This window comes from Paraburkholderia phymatum STM815, from assembly GCF_000020045.1.
Taxonomy (GTDB): Bacteria; Pseudomonadota; Gammaproteobacteria; order Burkholderiales; family Burkholderiaceae; genus Paraburkholderia; species Paraburkholderia phymatum.
In genome coordinates this window covers 317612-335602 of the sequence record NC_010622.1, presented here as the reverse complement: position 1 = coordinate 335602, position 17991 = coordinate 317612, and the positions used below count along the sequence as shown (strand labels likewise).

Annotated in this window: 19 protein-coding genes; 3 read left to right on the top strand and 16 right to left on the bottom strand. The window is 62.7% G+C overall.

Features of this window, described 5'->3' with window-relative positions:
- Positions 1-6 precede the first annotated feature (6 nt).
- The 3 genes from BPHY_RS01450 to BPHY_RS01440 all read right to left on the bottom strand — a co-directional run bounded on the left by BPHY_RS01450 (position 7) and on the right by BPHY_RS01440 (position 2924).
- Positions 7-1014 carry an SIS domain-containing protein gene (locus tag BPHY_RS01450; RefSeq protein ID WP_012399714.1) on the bottom strand — a complete coding sequence of 336 codons (1008 nt, stop codon included), beginning with the start codon at positions 1012-1014 and terminating at the stop codon, positions 7-9.
- Positions 1007-2110 (bottom strand): N-acetylglucosamine-6-phosphate deacetylase, encoded by a 1104-nt coding sequence (gene nagA, locus BPHY_RS01445; protein ID WP_012399713.1) that lies wholly within the window; start codon positions 2108-2110, stop codon positions 1007-1009. The genes BPHY_RS01450 and nagA overlap by 8 nt, the downstream gene beginning before the upstream one ends.
- A 79-nt stretch (positions 2111-2189) precedes the next feature.
- The gene (locus BPHY_RS01440) at positions 2190-2924 is read right to left on the bottom strand and encodes a GntR family transcriptional regulator (RefSeq protein ID WP_012399712.1); all 735 of its coding nucleotides are present in this window, start codon (positions 2922-2924) and stop codon (positions 2190-2192) included.
- A gap of 377 nt (positions 2925-3301) precedes the next feature.
- Between BPHY_RS01440 and BPHY_RS01435 the strand changes: the two genes are divergently transcribed.
- Positions 3302-4225: a bifunctional helix-turn-helix transcriptional regulator/GNAT family N-acetyltransferase gene (locus BPHY_RS01435; RefSeq protein WP_012399711.1), complete on the top strand. Its 924-nt coding sequence runs from the start codon at positions 3302-3304 to the stop codon at positions 4223-4225.
- A gap of 90 nt (positions 4226-4315) precedes the next feature.
- Here the strand turns inward: BPHY_RS01435 and BPHY_RS01430 are convergent, their stop codons facing one another.
- Both BPHY_RS01430 and BPHY_RS01425 read right to left on the bottom strand, forming a co-directional pair.
- Complete coding sequence (locus tag BPHY_RS01430) at positions 4316-5128, bottom strand: MetQ/NlpA family ABC transporter substrate-binding protein (RefSeq protein ID WP_012399710.1); 813 nt, start codon at positions 5126-5128, stop codon at positions 4316-4318.
- Positions 5129-5373: 245 nt separating this feature from the next.
- Entirely contained in the window at positions 5374-7170 is a 1797-nt protein-coding gene (locus BPHY_RS01425; RefSeq protein WP_012399709.1) for a methyl-accepting chemotaxis protein, read from the bottom strand.
- 219 nt (positions 7171-7389) lie between these two features.
- On the opposite strand from BPHY_RS01425, the gene BPHY_RS01420 reads away from it, so the two are divergent.
- A complete protein-coding gene (locus BPHY_RS01420; protein ID WP_012399708.1) occupies positions 7390-7680 on the top strand; it encodes a YciI family protein in 291 nt (96 codons plus the stop codon).
- Positions 7681-7757: 77 nt separating this feature from the next.
- On the opposite strand, the gene BPHY_RS01415 is transcribed toward BPHY_RS01420, so the two are convergent.
- The 5 genes from BPHY_RS01415 to BPHY_RS01395 are packed head-to-tail and all read right to left on the bottom strand — an operon-like array spanning position 7758 to position 11951.
- Complete coding sequence (locus BPHY_RS01415; protein ID WP_012399707.1) at positions 7758-8375, bottom strand: SCO family protein; 618 nt, start codon at positions 8373-8375, stop codon at positions 7758-7760.
- Positions 8376-8379: 4 nt separating this feature from the next.
- The gene (cyoE, locus tag BPHY_RS01410; RefSeq protein WP_012399706.1) at positions 8380-9285 is read right to left on the bottom strand and encodes a heme o synthase; all 906 of its coding nucleotides are present in this window, start codon (positions 9283-9285) and stop codon (positions 8380-8382) included.
- Between the two features lie 5 nt (positions 9286-9290).
- Positions 9291-10400, bottom strand: a complete 1110-nt coding sequence (locus tag BPHY_RS01405; protein WP_012399705.1) for a COX15/CtaA family protein — start codon at positions 10398-10400, stop codon at positions 9291-9293.
- Positions 10401-10451: 51 nt separating this feature from the next.
- A complete protein-coding gene (locus tag BPHY_RS01400) occupies positions 10452-11123 on the bottom strand; it encodes an SCO family protein (RefSeq protein WP_012399704.1) in 672 nt (223 codons plus the stop codon).
- Between the two features lie 60 nt (positions 11124-11183).
- Entirely contained in the window at positions 11184-11951 is a 768-nt protein-coding gene (locus BPHY_RS01395; RefSeq protein ID WP_012399703.1) for an SURF1 family protein, read from the bottom strand.
- Positions 11952-12038: 87 nt separating this feature from the next.
- Here BPHY_RS01395 and BPHY_RS01390 point away from each other — a divergent pair, with 87 nt between their 5' ends.
- Entirely contained in the window at positions 12039-12248 is a 210-nt protein-coding gene (locus BPHY_RS01390; protein WP_012399702.1) for a twin transmembrane helix small protein, read from the top strand.
- Between the two features lie 233 nt (positions 12249-12481).
- On the opposite strand, the gene BPHY_RS01385 is transcribed toward BPHY_RS01390, so the two are convergent.
- From BPHY_RS01385 to coxB, 6 genes are all read right to left on the bottom strand, one after another.
- Complete coding sequence (locus BPHY_RS01385) at positions 12482-13339, bottom strand: cytochrome c oxidase subunit 3 (protein WP_012399701.1); 858 nt, start codon at positions 13337-13339, stop codon at positions 12482-12484.
- Positions 13340-13496: 157 nt separating this feature from the next.
- Positions 13497-13703 (bottom strand): DUF2970 domain-containing protein, encoded by a 207-nt coding sequence (locus BPHY_RS01380; protein WP_012399700.1) that lies wholly within the window; start codon positions 13701-13703, stop codon positions 13497-13499.
- A gap of 39 nt (positions 13704-13742) precedes the next feature.
- Positions 13743-14354 (bottom strand): cytochrome c oxidase assembly protein, encoded by a 612-nt coding sequence (locus BPHY_RS01375; RefSeq protein ID WP_012399699.1) that lies wholly within the window; start codon positions 14352-14354, stop codon positions 13743-13745.
- A gap of 52 nt (positions 14355-14406) precedes the next feature.
- Positions 14407-14544 (bottom strand): cytochrome oxidase small assembly protein, encoded by a 138-nt coding sequence (locus BPHY_RS42890; protein WP_012399698.1) that lies wholly within the window; start codon positions 14542-14544, stop codon positions 14407-14409.
- Positions 14545-14641: 97 nt separating this feature from the next.
- A complete protein-coding gene (gene ctaD / locus BPHY_RS01370; protein WP_012399697.1) occupies positions 14642-16255 on the bottom strand; it encodes a cytochrome c oxidase subunit I in 1614 nt (537 codons plus the stop codon).
- 45 nt (positions 16256-16300) lie between these two features.
- Positions 16301-17974 carry a cytochrome c oxidase subunit II gene (gene coxB, locus BPHY_RS01365; protein WP_012399696.1) on the bottom strand — a complete coding sequence of 558 codons (1674 nt, stop codon included), beginning with the start codon at positions 17972-17974 and terminating at the stop codon, positions 16301-16303.
- Between the last annotated feature and the right edge of the window lie 17 nt (positions 17975-17991).

Below are 17991 nucleotides of genomic sequence, written 5' to 3'. Positions count from 1 at the left end.
TCTCGATCAGTGAGTTTCGGTGACTTTCATCAGATGGCGCGGCGCATCGGGATTTCGTCCGCGAGCGGCGGCGAGGCCGGCTGCCATCACATAGAAAGAAAGGATCGCGGCAATCGGATCGAGCGCCGCGTGCGCCGTCGATACGAGCGGCAAGGTGGCTTCGGGAACGTCGCCCGGTGCCGCGAGCAGCACGCGAGCGCCGCGCGCCTGCATGTCGCGGGCCAGCTGCAACAGGCCCGACTGCTCCGGCCCGCGGGGTGCGAACACCAGCAGCGGATAGTCGCGGTCGATCAGTTCCATCGGGCCGTGACGCACTTCCGCGCTCGAAAACGCCTCGGCCTGGATGCCCGACGTTTCCTTGAGTTTCAATGCCGCTTCCTGTGCGATCGCAAGCCCGAGCCCACGGCCGATCACGATCATGCGTTCGACGTCGCGCAGTTCGTCCACGGCCTTCGACCAGTCGAGCGCGCCTGCACGCGCGAGTGCATCGGGCAGCGATTTCAGCGCGCCGAGCAGCGCATCGTCCTTCTGCCAGTGCGCGACCAGTTGCGCGGACACGGACAGCATCGCGATATAGCTCTTGGTTGCCGCGACGCTCAGTTCGGGACCGGCGACGAGGGGCAGATAGAACTCGCATGCCTGTTCGAGCGGCGAGCCAGGCACGTTGACGGCAGCCACGGTCAGCGCGCCGGCTTCGCGCAGCGCCTGCATCGTGCCGACCAGATCCGGGCTCTTGCCGGATTGCGAGAAGCCAAGCGCAAGCTGGTTGCTCACTTTCAGCGGCGCCTGCTGAAGCGTGGCGACGGACATTGGCAGCGACGCGACGGGCAGGCCCACGCGGCTCATCGTCAGCGATGCGAAGTAACTCGCCGCGTGATCCGAACTGCCGCGCGCCACGGTCAGCGCGACATGCCGCGGCTCCAGCGCAAGGCGGGCCGCGAGCGCTTCCACACGCGACGTATCGTTGAGTTGCGCGGCGACCACGTCAGCGGACGCTAGCGCCTCTTTAAGCATATTCGACAATCGATTCTCCTTCGACGTAAGTCGCCGTCAGCGCCAGTTCGCGGTCGAACACCACGACATCGGCCCACGCGCCGCGCGCGAGGCGGCCACGGTCTTCGATGCCGAGGTAGTCGGCGGCATAACGGGACATACGGTTTGAAACATCGGCCACCGGCAGGCCGAGCGATACCAGATTGCGCAGCGCCTGATCCATCGTCAGCGTGCTGCCCGCAAGCGTGCCATCGGCGAGTCGTACGCCGCCGAGGCACTTCGTCACGTGCTGGCTGCCGAGGCGGTATTCGCCATCGGGCATGCCCGTCGCCGACGTGCTGTCCGTCACCACGTAGAGACGTGGGATCGCGCGCATCGCGGCGCGGATCGCGCCCGGATGCACGTGCAGCAGGTCGGGAATGATTTCCGCGTATTCAGCGTGCGCGAGCGCCGCGCCCACCATCCCTGGATTACGGTGATGCAGCGCCGACATCGCGTTGAACAGGTGCGTGAAGCTGCGCGCGCCGTGCTTCATCGCGGCTACGGCGTCGTCGTACGTGCCGAGCGAGTGGCCGAGTTGCACGCGCACGCCGCGCGCGTTGATCTCCGAAATGATGTCCATGTGGCCGGAAATTTCCGGCGCGATCGTGACAACGCGGATCGGCGCGATTGACAGATACTTCAGCACTTCGTCGAGCACGGCCGACACGGCTGCGTCAGGCTGCGCGCCGAGCTTGCCGGGATTGATGTAGGGACCCTCGAGGTGCACACCGAGCACGCGCGCGCCGCCAGGCACGCGGTTCTTCGCTACGTCGCCGAGGCCCGCGACGACGCTCATCAGCTCGTCGCGCGGCGCCGTCATCGTGGTGGCCAGCAGACTAGTCGTGCCGAAGCGTGCATGCGTGCGCGTGATCGCTTCGATCGCGTTGCCCGCCTCCATCACGTCGGCGCCGCCGCCACCGTGCACGTGCAGATCGATGAAGCCAGGCAGGATGTATGGAGCATCGTTCTTCGACGGATCGACGGCGTCGCCCTTGATAGCCGATATGCGGCCGCTTTCGAATTCGATCGTGCCGTGGATCCAGCCTTCTGGGGTGAGTATGTTTCCGGTCAGCATGAGTCTCTCTGATGTTGCGTTATGCAGTGCGTTACTGATTCTTTGCCGTCTGCGTTCAATGTATTCGTTGCACGCAGGATCAAAGCCGCAATTCAGCGACGAAATCGTAGTAGTCGTCGCGGCAATAAGTGTCCGTGAGTTCAATGGCGCGTTGGTCGGCGCTGTAGCCGACGCGCGTGATCAGCAGCAGCGCGCTGCCCGGTACGAGGTCCATCAGCGTGGCGATCTCGCTCGACGCGTTGACGGCTCGGAAGTGCTGCAGCGCGCGCACGACGGGCGCGCCGCGCTGTTCGAGATAGCTATAAAGCGAGCCGCCGATCGCCTGCGGATCGGGCACGATCGACGCGGGCAGCGACGAATGCTCGACGGCCATCACGATGCCGTCCGCGCGGCGCAAACGCCGCAGGCTTGCCACTGACGCGCCCGGCGACAGACCCAGATGCACGATCTCGTCGCGGCTCGCGTTGCGCAGCCCGCGCTCCAGCCATACCGAATCCGGCCGGAACCCGCGCTGCTCCATCTTCTTAGTGAACCCGGTGAGACGCGACAGCGGATCTTCGACGCGGGGCGTGATGAAACTACCCGCGCCACGCGCGCGCCGGATCAAACCCTGTTCGACCAGCAAGGCAATTGCCTTGCGCGCCGTGATCCGCGACACGCCGATCGCGTCGGACAACGTGCGCTCCGACGGCAACGCCTCACCCGCCGACCACACGCCGCAATGGATCGCCGTCGCGAGATTGCGGGCGAGCTGCAGGTATAGCGGGGTGACGTTGTGGACGTCGGGTGTCAGTGCGGACCAACGGGTTTCCATATGGCTCGGTCGGGATCGTGAGGAGTCGGGACTGCTCTAACCTACGAAATCGGAGCCCATTATATAACCACCATAATACCAGTCAATGAAGTGGTATCGAGCTGGCCTGCATCGCACAAACCCTTGACCGATAAGGCATTCAGGGAATTAAACAGTTTTCAACTGACAACCGACTGGCATTAGGGCATACCCGCATCTGAGACCAGTGGATGAACTGGTCTGCACCGTTGGTCTGTCAAGTTACGTGCGTTAAGCCGCAAATGTCATACCTCTTTATTAACAATCTGGTGCAAACTTCGAAATTCGCACGCGATCACTCGACGGAAACAAACAGAGCTTGGTGACCGAATGACAGTCGAATACGGGGAACGGACAAGGTGAACGATCCCGATAGAGTCCGGGCGGAAGAGGTCCGCCACTTCAACCGCTTTTACACGAAGCACATCGGCGCGCTGCACGAACATCTGCAGAGAAGCCCGTTTTCGCTGACGGAAGTGCGCGTGATGCACGAACTCTCGCGCAGCGAGCATCAGACAGCTGCGGCGCTCGCACGCGACCTCGGGATCGACAGCGGCTATCTGAGCCGTCTACTCGCGAGCTTCGAGCGGCGCAACCTGATTTCCCGGCGGCCGTCGGAAATCGACGCGCGCCAGTCGCTGGTGTCGCTGACCGAGACTGGACTGGCCGCGTACCGGCCGCTCGACGCCGCCGCGATCGACGAAGTGGCAGCCGTTCTCGCGCGGCTTGCGCCGCACTCGCAGGAACAGCTGATCGCTGCGATGAAGCTGATCGAGCGTCTGCTCGACGAGCGGCCCCGGCACAGCATCGTCACGCTGCGTGCGCCGCGTGCGGGCGAATATGGTTTGCTGGTGTCGCGCCAGGCGCAGTTGTTCGCACACGGGCATGGCTGGGATCACACGTTCGAGGCGCTGCTCGCGCAGCGGGCGGCGCGCTTCGCGCACGCACACGACGCGCGACGGGAAATCTGCTGGGTCGCCGAACAAGATGGTCTGATCGTCGGATCGGCGCTGGTCGCGACGGCCTCGGACGCGCAGGCGAACGTCCACATGCTGTATGTAGAGCCAGATGTGCGGCAGCTCGGCATCGGCACGCAATTGATCAACGAATGTATGCGCTTTGCAAAGCGGGCGGGCTACCGCACGTTATCCGTCGAAAGCGAGAGCTCGCTCGACGATGCGCGGCGGCTCTTCACGCAGGCCGGCTTCGCGCTGCGCGCGGCAGCGCCCGAGCGGCGCTTCGGACGCGATCTCGTCATCGAGCAATGGGAGCGCAGCGTATAGGTTTGCGCACGTTTGCCGTTGCGCCGCGCATAAAAAAAGCGCCGCGGTTCCCCGTGGCGCTTTTCCGAGTTTGCGGTCTGTCGGTGCCGCTTAGAACGACGGCACGACGGAACCCTTGAACTCCGTCTTGATGAACTGGCGCACTTCTTCCGACTGGTATGCCGCGACCAGCTTCTTCACCCATGGCTGGTCCTTGTCCTTCGCGCGCACGGCGATCAGGTTGGCGTACGGGCTGTGCACGTCTTCCAGCGCGATCGCGTCTTTGGTCGGCTGCATGCCGGCTGCCAGCGCGTAGTTCGTGTTGATCGCGGCGGCGTCGACGTCCGACAGCGAACGCGGCAGTTGCGCTGCGTCAAGTTCGACCAGCTTCACCTTCTTCGGATTGTCGGCGACGTCGAGCGGCGTCGCGTTATTGCCGTTCGTGCCCGCGCCCGCCTTCAGCTTGATCACGCCTTGCGCCTGCAACAGCAGCAGCGCGCGGTTTTCATTCGACGGATCGTTCGGCACTGCGACCTTCGCGCCTTGCGGCAGATCCTTCAGCGACTTCAGTTTTTTCGAATAGATGCCGAGTGGCGAGATATACGTGAGGCCCGCATTGACAATCTTATAGCCGCGCTGCTTGACCTGGCTGTCGAGATACGGCTGATGCTGGAAGCTGTTCGCGTCGAGATCGCCCGCGTCGAGTGCGGCGTTCGGTTGTACGTAGTCGTTGAACTCGATGACCTTGACGTTGAGACCTTCGCGCTTCGCGACCTTCTGCACGACCGACCAGATCTGCGCATCGGGGCCGCTGATCGTGCCGACCTTGATGACCTTGTCGTCGGCGTGTGCGCCGAAGCTCGTGACGAGTGCCGCCGAAGCGAGCGCTGCCGAAAAAACCTTGATGAGTGTTCTGCGCTGCATGTGATTCTCTCTTGACTGCCTTGTTTCAGATTCGTGTTCGACGGTGAGCGCGTGGACATTGCCAGCGGCCCGCCGAGGCCGAGATGGTCTCACAGGCTCGCATCGATGTGAAATACAGGGTTTGCATATGGGTATGCGGCCTACGCGGCGGCGGGCCGCTCTTGCGCGCGCGAAGGAAAGCATGCGTCGTCCGAAAAAGAAAAGGCCGCACAGCGGCGGCCCTGGATGATCGATCGATCAGCTGTTCAGAACGTCGTCCAGTCGTCATCGGATGACTTCGGCGCAGCGGGGCGCGGCGCAGGTGCCGGCTTGCGCGCCGCGGGCGGCGTCGGGCCGTCATGACTAGCAGCGGCTCGCGAAACCGAGTCGTGCGGCGCAGGGTTCGTTTGAGCGGTGGCGGACTCGACAGGCGCTTTCGGGGCTGGCCTGGACATGGGCTTCGAAGCAGGTTTCGCAACCGGCGGCGCCGCAACCGTCGTTACAACATCATCCGAGCCATTCACACGAAACGCACCGATCGTCTGACGCAAGCGCGTTGCCTGATCCTGCAGCGACGCGGCAGCAGCCGCCGCCTGTTCGACGAGCGCCGCGTTCTGCTGCGTGACCTCGTCCATCTGCGTCACCGCGCGGCCCACTTGCGAAATGCCGCTGCTCTGTTCTTCCGAAGCCGCAGCAATCTCGCCCATGATGTCCGTTACGCGGCGCACGGCCTGCATGATGTCGCTCATCGTCGCGCCCGCCTGCTCGACGAGCGTATAGCCATTGTTGACGCGTTCGACGGAATCGCCGATCAATTGCTTGATCTCTTTCGCCGCCGTCGCCGAACGTTGCGCGAGGCTGCGCACTTCGCCCGCAACGACCGCGAAGCCTCGGCCCTGCTCGCCCGCACGCGCCGCTTCGACGGCCGCGTTCAGCGCGAGAATGTTCGTCTGGAACGCAATGCCCTCGATCACGCCGATGATGTCCGAGATCTGACGCGAGCTGTCGTTGATCTCCGTCATCGTGCTGATCACGCGGCTCACGACCTCGTTGCCCTTGGTGGCGATGTCCGATGCATTGTTTGCGAGGCCGCTCGCCTGGCGCGCGTTGTCGGCGTTCTGCTTGACAGTCGCCGTCAGCTCCTCCATGCTCGCCGCCGTTTCCTGCAGCGACGCGGCCTGCTGCTCGGTTCGCTGCGACAGATCCCCGTTACCCGCGGCAATCTGCTGCGTCGCCGACGCGATGGACTCCGCCGACCCGCGAATCTCGCTGATCGCGCGCTGCAGGCGGCTTTGCATCTCGTTCATCGCGGCCATCATGCTGGTCGAATCGTTGGGGCGCACGGGCACGATCTGCGTGAGGTCGCCCGTTGCGATGCGCGCCGCGAGCTTCGCCGCGTCTTGCGGCTCGCCGCCGAGGCTGCCGCGCACGTTGCGGATGATCAGCAGCATCGCGAACGAAATCCCCGCGCCGATCACCAGTACGACGATAAAATGCTCGATCAGGTTCGCGTAATAGGCGGTATCGATATCGCGCACGAACACGCCGCTCACGATGTTCCAATCCCACGGCGCAAAACGCACCGCATAGCTGATCTTCGGCACGGCTTGTTCGCTGTGCGGCAGACGTCCACGATATTCCGCAAAGCCTTTGCCCGTCGCCTTCGCCGCATCGACGATCGACACATACAGCAGTTTCCCGTCGGGATCCTTGAAGTCGCCCACGGCTTTGCCGTTCATCTGCGGCAGGGTCGGGTGCATCAGCACGACCGGCTTTGAGTCCATCACGAACAGATAGCCGGATTCGCCGTAGCGCATCGTCGCGAGGCGCGCGAGCGCTTCGCGCTGCGCATCGGCCTCGTTCATCTTGCCGGCCTGCGCGAGCGCATAGTAGCCGTTCACGATGCCTTGCGCGGCATCGACGAGATTCACCATGCCCGCCTTGCGTTCATCGAGCATCGTCGAGCGGGTTTCCACCGCGCTCCACAACCCGACGCCCAGCAAACCCAGCCATACGAGCACCAGCGATAACCACAGCTTGCGGTTCAGACTCATCCTACTCATGTTGTATCGGTCTCTTGTGGTCTAGTCACTTCTTCGGCACATCCGCCGCGCCCGCCTTAACCATGAGACCAGCGCAAACGATTGCTCCTTCTGGATATCGGCAGGTCGCTGCGCCGACTTGAGGCAGCCTGAAAGGGACACATCGTCGCCATCTGAACCGATAATGATGGAATGCGCCGATCCGCGCGCCGCTTGCTCATCCCTATTGCGAGGTTTCTTATGTACGTCGTTTCCCTCACCTATACGGCATCACTGGATCGCGTGGACGACGCGCTGGAAGCACACCGCGCGTTTCTCGTGCGTCAGTTCGACGCCGGCGTGTTCATCATGGCGGGACCGAAAGTACCCCGCGACGGCGGCGTGATCATTGCAGCCGGTATCGAACGATCGAGACTCGACGACATCCTTGCGAGCGATCCGTTTGCCCAGCAAAAGCTCGCGCGCTATGACGTGACGGAGTTCAAGGCGACCAGGATGGCGCCCGGCATGAACCTCAAAGTGCCCGAATGAGGTGGGGCGTCCAAAAGAAAAAGGCTGCACGCGCGTGCAGCCTTTTCGTTTCAGCGTTCGGCTTTCGTGCCGTTCGATCAGCCGAGTAACAGCTTGAGATCGTGCACCCAAGGCGACGCGCCTTGGCCATCGCGCGCGAACAGGCGCAGCTTGCCGTCGGTGTCGAACACGTAGCTGGCGGCCGTGTGGTCCATCGTGTAGCTGTCAGGCGACTTGCCCGGCACCTTCGCGTAGTACACGCGGAAATCTTTCGTCACCTTGGTCAGCTGCGCCTGGTCGGCAGGACGCAGGCCGACGAAGGTCGGATTGAAAGCCGGCACGTATTGCGCCATCAGTTCGGGGGTGTCGCGCTCGGGATCGACTGTGACGAATAGCACCTGCACGCGCTTCGCGTCTTCGGGACCAAGTTGCTGGAGTGCCTGCGAGAGTTCCGCCATCGTCGTCGGGCACACGTCGGGACAATGCGTGTAGCCGAAGAACAGCACGACGACCTTGCCCTTATAGTCCGCGAGCGTGCGCGTCTTGCCGCTCGAGTCGGGCAGCGAGAAGTCCGTGCCGAACTGCTTGTTTCCCGTGATATCGACGTTCGTGAACGCGGGCTGTTCTTTCCCGCATCCAGAGACCAGCGCCGCGCCGCCGAGCGCGCACGCGACGAAAGCAACGCGCGCCGCGCGCGCGAACCGTTCAGTGAGCATGGTGTTACGCGCCGATCAAGGCACGCGCATAGTGGTCGATCAACAGCGCCGCAAACAGCAGCGACAGATAAACGATCGAATAACGGAAGGTTTTACGCGCGAGGTCGTCAGAATATTCCCGATAAATCTTCCACGCATACGCGAGGAAAACGGCACCCAACAGAACTGCCGACGCCAGATACACGATTCCGCTCATGCCCGAGATAAACGGCATCATCGTGACGGCAAACAGAATGACCGTGTACAGGAAGATATGCAGACGCGTGTACTGCTCGCCGTGCGTGATAGGCAGCATCGGCAGGCCGGCGTTTTCGTAGTCTTTGCGGCGATAGAGCGCGAGTGCCCAGAAATGCGGCGGCGTCCAGACGAAGATGATCAGCACGAGAATCCACGCGTCGCCGGGCACGGCGCCCGTCACGGCTGCCCAGCCGAGCGCCGGCGGCATCGCGCCCGATGCGCCGCCGATCACGATGTTCTGCGGCGTATAGGGCTTGAGCAACAGCGTGTAGATGATCGCGTAGCCGACGAACGTGGCGATAGTGAGCCACATCGTCAGCGCGTTGGTGAACGTGTAGAGCGTCCACATGCCGACGGCGCCGAGCACGGCCGAAAACAGCAGGATCTGCGAAGTGGTGATTTCACCGCGTGCCGACGGACGCCATGCCGTGCGGCGCATCTTCGCATCGACTTTCTGCTCGACCAGACAGTTGATGGCGAATGCCGCACCCGCGAGCAACCAGATGCCGACCGCGCCGCCGATCAGCACCGTCCACGGCACCATGCCGGGCGTGGCCAGGAACATGCCGATCACCGCGCAGAAGACGGCGAGCTGCGTCACGCGCGGCTTCGTCAACGCAATGTATTGAGAAATCCGGCTACCGGGCGAATGGGGGAGAGTTGTGCTGTCCATGAGGGTCACGCTGGCGCGGCATCGCGCGCATGAATGACGGCGCGGCCGGGACGGCTATAAGCGATTCGAAAGTTTAACATAACGAGCAAAAGCAGCAGGATCGCGGCTCCGCCGTTGTGGGCGACGGCAATGGGCAAAGGCCACTGCAAAACGATGTTCGACAGGCCGGTGACAAACTGGATGACGATCACGAGCAGCACGCCGTTCGCGGGCCGCCGCAGCGACTCGAAGCGGCGCAGTTTCAGTGCGAACCACAGCAGATACAAGACCACGACGAAGGCGAACGTGCGATGCGTCCAGTGAATCGCGACGAGCGCGTCCTGCGTGATCACATCGCCGTCACCCGTCATGCCTAGCGCGCGCCACAAATGGAACGCGTGGCGGAAGTCCATCGGCGGAACCCATTGGCCGTTGCAGGTCGGGAAGTCGGTGCAGGCGAGCACCGCGTAGTTCGTGCTGACCCAGCCGCCGAGCGCGATCTGCACGATCAGCAGCGCGAGACCGAACAGCGCGGCGGCGCGCCAGCGCGACGCTTCGGGCTCGTACGCGGGCACGGGCGTCTGGCGCGCGGCGAGCCAGCCAAGCGTGCCGAGCAGCGCAAGCCCGAGCAGCAGATGCGTCGTAACGATGACGGGCTGCAGCTTCATCGTGACGGTCCACGCGCCGAACGCGCCCTGCACCAGGATCAGCAACAGCAGGGAAGTCGGCCACCAGGGCGACACATGCAGCGGCCGGCGCTTGAGGCGCGCGACCCACGCGATGATCGTCTGCGCGACGATCAGCACGCCGATGGCCATCGCGAAGTACCGGTGAATCATCTCGATCCACGCTTTAGTCATGCTGACGGGGCCAGACGGCATTGCCCGATACGCGGCGCTGATCGCCGCATGCGCGATGAACGGCGACGAGGTGCCGTAGCAGCCGGGCCAGTCAGGACAACCGAGGCCCGAGTCGGTCAGGCGCGTGAAGCCGCCGAACATCACCAGGTCGAGCGTCAGGAACGTCGTGACCCAGACCAGCTTGCGGAACTTGTTGTCGTCGGCTTTCACCCACACGTACGACAGCGGCAGCAACGCAATGCACAGCCCGATCAGCCCCAGTTGCAATACGAACATCTGTCTTTCCTTCTATCGCCTCTAAGCGCGTTTTGACGTGCCCGGGGCACTTTAGCCGATACCCGAGTTTTTCAGCAGTTTTGTAACATCGCCCTTGATCTTCGTCGGATTCGGGTCTTTCGGGAACCGCATCATCAGGTTGCCGCTCGGGTCGACCATGTAGATGTGATCGGTGATCTGCGTGCCGTCTTCGGCGGGCAGCCAGGCGGCCACTTCCTTCGGATCGGCGATCAGCATCTCGGTGTCCTTGTAGGCGTTGTCGACGATGTCGGGCACCTTGCCGGGGTCCGTGCGCAGAAACACATTGACAATGCGCTCCCGCTCGCCCGCCTGCGTCGCGCGCACCTGGCGCATAAAGTAAAGCTTCGTCACGCAAGGCTTGTCGCACGCGCTTCTGTCAACGGAAATCATCAGCCAGCGGCCGCGCAGCGACGCAAGCTTCTTCGGCTTGCCATCTTCGCCCATCACGACGAGGGCCTCGGGAATCGGCCGCTGCGGGTTGATCAGCGCGCCATAGCTGGTCGTGCCGCCCTTCGGCTTGATCACGTAATACGTGAAGTACGAGCCGAGCACGGGCGCCGCGCAGACGAGCGCGATCAGGAGCAAGGTCCAGCGGCCGCGCTGCCATGAGCCTTTGCCGTCCGGCTGGCCCGGAACGACGCCTTTTCCATCTTGTGCGCGTTGCTGTCGCGTTTGCTGCGAACGGGAATTGTGCGTCGACACTCCTGATCCTCTTTCCTTGATGGCGCTCGATTACGCCGCTGGACTTGCACCCGCCTTGCTTCAAGCGTGGGGCGCCGGCCCGTTGTTGGCAGCGTCGTTGCTCTCCGGACGCTTGCTGTCCACCCGCTTCGCGTTCTTCGCGCCGCGCCGCGCCGCATACAGACCGAACACGACGGCGGCAGCTGCCATACCCCACCACTGGAACATATAGCCGTAGTTGCGTTCGACGCCCGTCGCTGGCGCGGGCCAGTCGCGCACGAGCTTGTCGCCGGTGTCGCCCGTCTGCTGGATCACGAACGGCTGTAGCGGCAACCCAGTTTCCGCCGCGTACGACGCGACATCGAGATTTTGCCGGATCGGCTGATGGGCGGCCGAACCGCCCTGCCCGAGTTCATAGGCGCGACTGGCATCGGCGCGCGCGATGCCTTCGATTTCGATCTCGCCCTTCGGCGTATCGTACGGAGCAATCGCCGTGCGCTCGTTCATGTTGCGCGGCAACCAGCCCCGATTGACGAGCACATAGCCACCGTCGCGCAGTTTAAAGGGCATCACGACGTAAAAGCCCGCCTGGTCGTTATACGGGCGATTGTCGAGGTACACGACTTGCTGCGGCATGAACTGCCCGACAGCACGCACGCGATGAAACTCGATGTCCTTCAGCGCGATCGGAGCGGCGCCGATACGCTGCGCAGGCGCGCTTTCGAACTGCGCGATGTGCGCCTGCAATGCTTCCTTTTGATGCGCACGGTCGCGCTGCCAGAAGCCGAGCCGCAACGTCACTGCAACGACGATCAGAATCAGCAGCGTGGGGATCAGACGAATCTTCATTGTGCGCTTTCGGTCGAGACCTGAACCATTGCGTGCAGTGCGATAATGAACTCGTTGCTTTCGCGTTCCTGACTCTCAGTTCGTTCCATGCACATTCTCGTTCCCATCGCGTTCGCCCTGATCATTGCCAGCATGGTGTCAGCGCTGTACTTCATGATGCACGACCGCGGCAAGACCAAGCGGATGGTCTGGTCGTTGGCGACGCGCGTCGGTCTGTCGATCTCGCTGTTCCTGTTCATCCTGTTCGCGCACTGGATGGGCTGGATTCACTCGACAGGCATTCCGTACGGCCGCTGAGGCACCATCCCGCTCGCCATCTCGAAATGACGGCGAAGTATGCCACCGAATCTCCGCGCCGATCGCACAACACACCGTTACCCATCGGCAGAATCCCCGTCCCATCAAGCACAACGCCGCCCGGACTGGGTCGAGGGCGGCGCTGTCTACGACTTCTTCCGATCGGCCTTCGCGGCCGCACTGCGTCGATGTGACGCATGGCGCGCAGCCGCTTTGCAACTTTCAAACAACGCTTACAGCCAATACACGACGACGTACAGACCCAGCCACACGACGTCGACAAAGTGCCAGTACCACGCCGCGCCCTCGAAGGCGAAGTGATGATCAGCCGTGAAGTGGCCACGGATCAGCCGCACCAGCACCACCGCCAGCATCGTGCCGCCGAGGAACACGTGAAAACCATGGAAGCCCGTCAGCAGGAAGAACGTCGAGCCGTACACGCCCGATGCGAGCGTCAGGTTCAGTTCGTTGTACGCGTGGAAATACTCGAAGCCTTGCAGGAACAGGAACGACACGCCCAGCACCAGCGTGGCCGCGAGCCATGCGATTGCCTTCGTGCGGTGATTGTCGCGCAGCGCGTGATGCGAGACCGTCAACGTCGCGCCCGACGACAGCAGCAGCGCGGTGTTGATGGTGGGTACGGGCCACGGTGTCATCGACTTGAAGTGCGACACAAGGTCGGCCGGCCCGATATTCGGCCATACCGCGGTGAAATCCGGCCAGATCAGCTTGTAGTCAAGACTGCCCAGCTGATGCATCGCGATCTCACGCGCGTAGAACAGCGCGCCGAAGAACGCGCCGAAGAACATGACTTCGGAGAAGATGAACCAGCTCATGCTCCAGCGGAACGACGTGTCGACACGCTTGCCGTACATGCCGCCTTCCGACTCGGAGATCGCATCGCCGAACCAGTGGTACAGCGTGAACAGCAGCCACAGCAGACCGATCAGCGCCGTGATGGGCGCCCACGGCTCGCCGTTCACCCACGCCGCAAACGATCCGAGCATGACCAGCAGGCCAACGGCCGCGCTGATCGGATGCCGCGACGGATGCGGTATGAAATAGTACGGGCTCTCGTTTTGACCGCTCATTGTTGTTTCTCCACTTCAGTCCAGTTGTTCCGCTTGGTCCGGTTGAATCCGCAGCCGACTGCGCTGCGCCCCGGCTCTCTCCTGCGGCGCGCTGCGTTGCGCCGTCCTGCTCCATCCATTCGTTGCGTGAAGACCGCGTGCTGCGTCCCGGCCTCGTCTAACCAACCACCACGCGCACAATCAGAATCAGCACGCCGATGAAAATCGCTGCGCCGATCAGCGCCGCGGCGATCACGTGAAGCGGATTCAGCTGCGTGGCATCCGCCTCCAGATCGCGCCGTTTGCGCACGCCGAAAAAGGACCACATCACGGCTTTCATCGACTGCCCGAAGCTGCTCTTCCTGCCGTGACCGCTATCGTTCATGGTTCTCGCCTTCGTTGGGCAAGCGTCGTTGGGTACGCGTCAGGCGGGATTCGATGCTTTCGCCGCACCGTCCGCCGTCTGTCCATCCGTGCCGCGCGTCGTGGGCTGCGCGTTCAGTTCGAAGAACGTGTACGACAACGTGATCGTCTTCACGTCTTTCGGCAGCTTTGGATCGACGACGAACACCACGGGCATCCGCTTCGACTCGTTCGCCTTCAACGTCTGCTGCGTAAAGCAAAAACACTCGATCTTCTTGAAGTATTCGGTGGCCTGCTTAGGCGCGTAGCTCGGAATGGCCTGAGCCTGAATCGTGCGCGCCTGCTGGTTGCTCACGTCATACATCACCGTCGTCACTTCGCCAGGATGAACGTCGATGCTGTTCTGCTCCGGCTTGAAACCGAGTGGGCCGCGCGCATTCGCGTCGAACTCGATCGAAATCGTGCGGCTCGTGTCGACCTGAGTGTTCTTCGCCTCGCGCGCCGTTGCATCACGCTGCACGAGGTTGTTGATTCCCGTGACCTCGCAGATCGCGCGATACATCGGCACTAGCGCAAACCCGAAGCCGAACATCAGCAACGCGACGACGACGAGCTTGAACAACATCGGTCGGTTAAAAGAACGATCGGCCTCGGCGGGCGGTTGCGTCGACATCGAACTTCCTCAACAGATCACATTCACGGCGCTACGAATTCGTCACGGCAGGTCAGGAAGCAAACCAGACCTGCTTGACAACGGCACCCAGAAAAAAGACGGCGACGACGGCAAGCAGAATCAGACCGAGTCGCAGATTTCCTGCACGAATCTCTTCAGGCGTACGTCTTTTTTGTGGATTCCGGCTCATGCTCGACTTTCTTGATGCGGTACTGCTGCACTGTTTGCTTCCTCTCCCACTCCGGCGTCGCGACGCCGAAGTGGAAGCATCGAAGACTGCTTGCGGCTTATTCGACCGTCGGCGGGTTTTCGAACGTGTGGAACGGAGCCGGGCTCGGCACGGTCCACTCGAGGCCCGTCGCGCCGTCCCACGGCTTGTCGCTCGCTTTTTCGAGTTCGCCGCCGCCGCGATAAGCCGGCAGCGCGACCGCGAACAGGAAATACACCTGGGCGAGACCGAAGCCGAATGCGCCGATGGTGATCACCTGGTTCCAGTCGGCGAATTGCGCCGGATAGTCGGCGTAGCGACGCGGCATGCCCGCAAGACCGACGAAGTGCATGGGCAGGAACGCGAGGTTGAAGAAGATCAGCGACGACCAGAAGTGGATCTTGCCGCGCGTCTCGTTGTACATCCAACCCGTCCACTTTGGCGACCAGTAATACCACCCGGCAAAGAGGCCGAACAGCGAACCCGCCACCAGCACGTAGTGGAAGTGCGCGACCACGAAGTAGGTGCCGTGATACTGGATGTCGAGTGGCGCCATGGCGAGCATCAGCCCCGTCAGACCGCCGAACGTGAACACGAACAGGAAGCCCACCGCGAACAGCATCGGCGTTTCGAACGTCAGTGAACCGCGCCACATCGTCGCGACCCAGTTGAACACCTTCACGCCCGTCGGCACGGCGATCAGCATCGTCGCGTACATGAAGAACAACTGCCCCGTGACGGGCATGCCCGTAGCGAACATGTGGTGCGCCCAGACCATGAACGACAGGATCGCGATCGACGCCGTTGCGTACACCATCGAGCTATAGCCGAACAGGGGCTTGCGCGCGAACGCCGGGATCACCTGAGACACGATCCCGAACGCCGGCAAGATCATGATGTACACCTCGGGATGGCCGAAGAACCAGAAGATGTGCTGGTACATCACCGGGTCGCCGCCGCCTGCCGCGCTGAAGAACGACGTGCCGAAGTGACGGTCGAACAGCACCATCGTGATCGCGCCTGCCAGCACCGGCATTACGGCGATTAGCAGGTAGGCCGTGATCAGCCACGTCCACACGAACATCGGCATCTTCATCAGCGTAAGGCCCGGCGCGCGCATGTTCAGGATCGTCACGACGATGTTGATGCCGCCCATGATCGACGACGCACCCATGATGTGCACCGCGAAGATGGCGAAGTCCATGCCCGGACCCATCTGCGTTGACAGCGGCGCGTACAGCGTCCAGCCGGCGGCCGTCGCGCCGCCCGGCACGAAGAACGAACCGACCAGCAGCACGGCAGCAACGGGCAGCAGCCAGAAGCTGAAGTTGTTCATCCGTGCGAACGCCATGTCGGATGCGCCGATCTGCAGCGGAATCATCCAGTTAGCGAAGCCGACGAAGGCCGGCATGATCGCGCCGAACACCATGATCAGCCCATGCATGGTGGTCAGCTGGTTGAAGAACTCTGGGCGCATGATCTGCAGGCCCGGCTCGAACAGCTCGGCGCGGATGCCCAGCGCCATCACGCCGCCCGACAGGAACATGATGAACGAAAACAGCAGATACAGCGTACCGATGTCCTTGTGGTTCGTCGCGTACAGCCAGCGGCGCCAGCCATGCGGCGTCTCGTGGGCGTGGTCGCCGTGCACGTGCTCGTGCCCTGCGGCTACATCGTGTCCGATGCTAGACATGACAATCTCCTAAATCGAATGCTGCTTTTGTCTGACTGTGGCACGTCAGGCCGCTGGGCTGATCTCTACACGGCGTGCTTCCTTCGCGTCCGCACCGCCCGTGATCGTCTCCGGCTTCTTCAAAATAATATGGTCTTCGGCGATGCCTGCCGCCTTGAGCGCATCGCGGACGGCTTCGGCACGCGCCTTGGCGAGCTTTGCATTCTTATCCGCCGAACCGGTTGCGTCGGTGAAACCCGAGAGCGCAAACTTCGCGTCCGGATGCGCCTTTGCGTATGCGGCGGCGGCTTCGATGGCCGCTTTCGCGTCGGTGGGCAGAGAGCTCTTGTTGGTCTCGAAGTAGACGCTGGCGGGCAGCGATGCCTGCGGCGCCGAAGCGGCTGCGCCGTCCGATGCACCCGAAGCTGGCGCGGTAGCCGATGCGCCCGCCTCCCCGCTTGCCGCGGGCGCGCCGCTCGCGCCTTCCGCTCCGCTCGCCGCTGCGGCGTCCGATGCTGCGGCCGCTGCTGCGCCTGCGAGGTGATCGCCGCCCGACGGCAGACGACCGTTGCGCGCGTCGGCGACCTGCTTCGGCTGCAGGATGTCGCCCGTGTGGTTGCCCCACGAATTGCGTTCGAACGTGATGACGGAAGCGATCTCGACGTCGTTCAGCGTCGGCGCCCACGACGGCATCGCATTCTTGCCCTTCAGCACGATGCTCACGTGCTCGGCGAGGGGGCCGTTCGCGACCTTGCTGCCGTCGAGCGCCGGGAACGCGCCTGCGCCCTTGCCCGTCGGCTGGTGGCAGACGGCGCAGTTCGCCGAATACACCTTGCCGCCGCGCTCCATCAGTTCGGCCAGCGTGTAGTTCTTGTTCGGGTCGTCCTGACCGGCGGCCATTTTCTTCTTCTGGTCGTCGACCCACTTCGCGTAATCCTCATCCGACAACACGTTGACGACGACGGGCATGAACGCGTGTTCCTTGCCGCACAGCTCGGTACAGAAGCCGCGATAGGTGCCTACCTTCTCCGCCCTGAACCACGTGTCGCGCACGAAGCCGGGAATAGCGTCCTGCTTCACGCCGAACGCGGGCACGTACCACGAGTGCACGACGTCGTTGGCGGTGGTGATGATGCGGATCTTCTTGTTCACGGGCACGACGAGCGGGTTGTCGACTTCCTGCAGGTACGTGTCGGTGATCGGCTGACGGCCGTCGACTTCGGCGCGCGGCGTGGTCAGCGTCGAAAAGAAGTTGATGCCTTCGCCCGGACCCTTAACGTAGTCATAGGCCCACTTCCACTGATAGCCGGTGACCTTGACCGTCAGGTCGGCGTTGGTGGTGTCTTTCATCGCGACGACCGTCTTCGTGGCGGGCAGCGCCATCAGCACGACGATGATGAACGGGACGACCGTCCAGATGATTTCGACGGTGGTGCTTTCGTGGAAATTTGCCGCCTTGTAGCCCTTCGACTTGCGGTGCGCGAAGATCGAATAGAACATCACGCCGAACACGCCGATGAAAATCACCGTGCAGAGAATCAGCATGAACGTATGGAGGCTGTAGAGCTCTTCGGCAATCCTCGTCACCGGCGGCTGGAGATTGATCTCGTTGACGCGGGGGCCGCCTGGACTGTCGCCGACTGCAAGGGCGGCACCGGCGAACAGCAGTCCGCTACACGCCAGCACACCCGTGAGGGCTCGCTTGATTGTTTTCATAGCTTCCTTACCCAAAATTTCCATTCAAACCCTCGACCCCG

Coding starts and splice junctions, on each gene's coding strand:
- BPHY_RS01450 (WP_012399714.1), bottom strand. CDS start 1,014: ATGCTTAAAGAGGCGCTAGCGTCCGCTGACGTGGTCGCCGCGCAACTC.
- nagA (WP_012399713.1), bottom strand. CDS start 2,110: ATGCTGACCGGAAACATACTCACCCCAGAAGGCTGGATCCACGGCACG.
- BPHY_RS01440 (WP_012399712.1), bottom strand. CDS start 2,924: ATGGAAACCCGTTGGTCCGCACTGACACCCGACGTCCACAACGTCACC.
- BPHY_RS01430 (WP_012399710.1), bottom strand. CDS start 5,128: ATGCAGCGCAGAACACTCATCAAGGTTTTTTCGGCAGCGCTCGCTTCG.
- BPHY_RS01425 (WP_012399709.1), bottom strand. CDS start 7,170: ATGAGTAGGATGAGTCTGAACCGCAAGCTGTGGTTATCGCTGGTGCTC.
- BPHY_RS01420 (WP_012399708.1), top strand. CDS start 7,390: ATGTACGTCGTTTCCCTCACCTATACGGCATCACTGGATCGCGTGGAC.
- BPHY_RS01415 (WP_012399707.1), bottom strand. CDS start 8,375: ATGCTCACTGAACGGTTCGCGCGCGCGGCGCGCGTTGCTTTCGTCGCG.
- cyoE (WP_012399706.1), bottom strand. CDS start 9,285: ATGGACAGCACAACTCTCCCCCATTCGCCCGGTAGCCGGATTTCTCAA.
- BPHY_RS01405 (WP_012399705.1), bottom strand. CDS start 10,400: ATGTTCGTATTGCAACTGGGGCTGATCGGGCTGTGCATTGCGTTGCTG.
- BPHY_RS01395 (WP_012399703.1), bottom strand. CDS start 11,951: ATGAAGATTCGTCTGATCCCCACGCTGCTGATTCTGATCGTCGTTGCA.
- BPHY_RS01390 (WP_012399702.1), top strand. CDS start 12,039: ATGCACATTCTCGTTCCCATCGCGTTCGCCCTGATCATTGCCAGCATG.
- BPHY_RS01385 (WP_012399701.1), bottom strand. CDS start 13,339: ATGAGCGGTCAAAACGAGAGCCCGTACTATTTCATACCGCATCCGTCG.
- BPHY_RS01380 (WP_012399700.1), bottom strand. CDS start 13,703: ATGAACGATAGCGGTCACGGCAGGAAGAGCAGCTTCGGGCAGTCGATG.
- BPHY_RS01375 (WP_012399699.1), bottom strand. CDS start 14,354: ATGTCGACGCAACCGCCCGCCGAGGCCGATCGTTCTTTTAACCGACCG.
- BPHY_RS42890 (WP_012399698.1), bottom strand. CDS start 14,544: ATGAGCCGGAATCCACAAAAAAGACGTACGCCTGAAGAGATTCGTGCA.
- ctaD (WP_012399697.1), bottom strand. CDS start 16,255: ATGTCTAGCATCGGACACGATGTAGCCGCAGGGCACGAGCACGTGCAC.
- coxB (WP_012399696.1), bottom strand. CDS start 17,974: ATGGAAATTTTGGGTAAGGAAGCTATGAAAACAATCAAGCGAGCCCTC.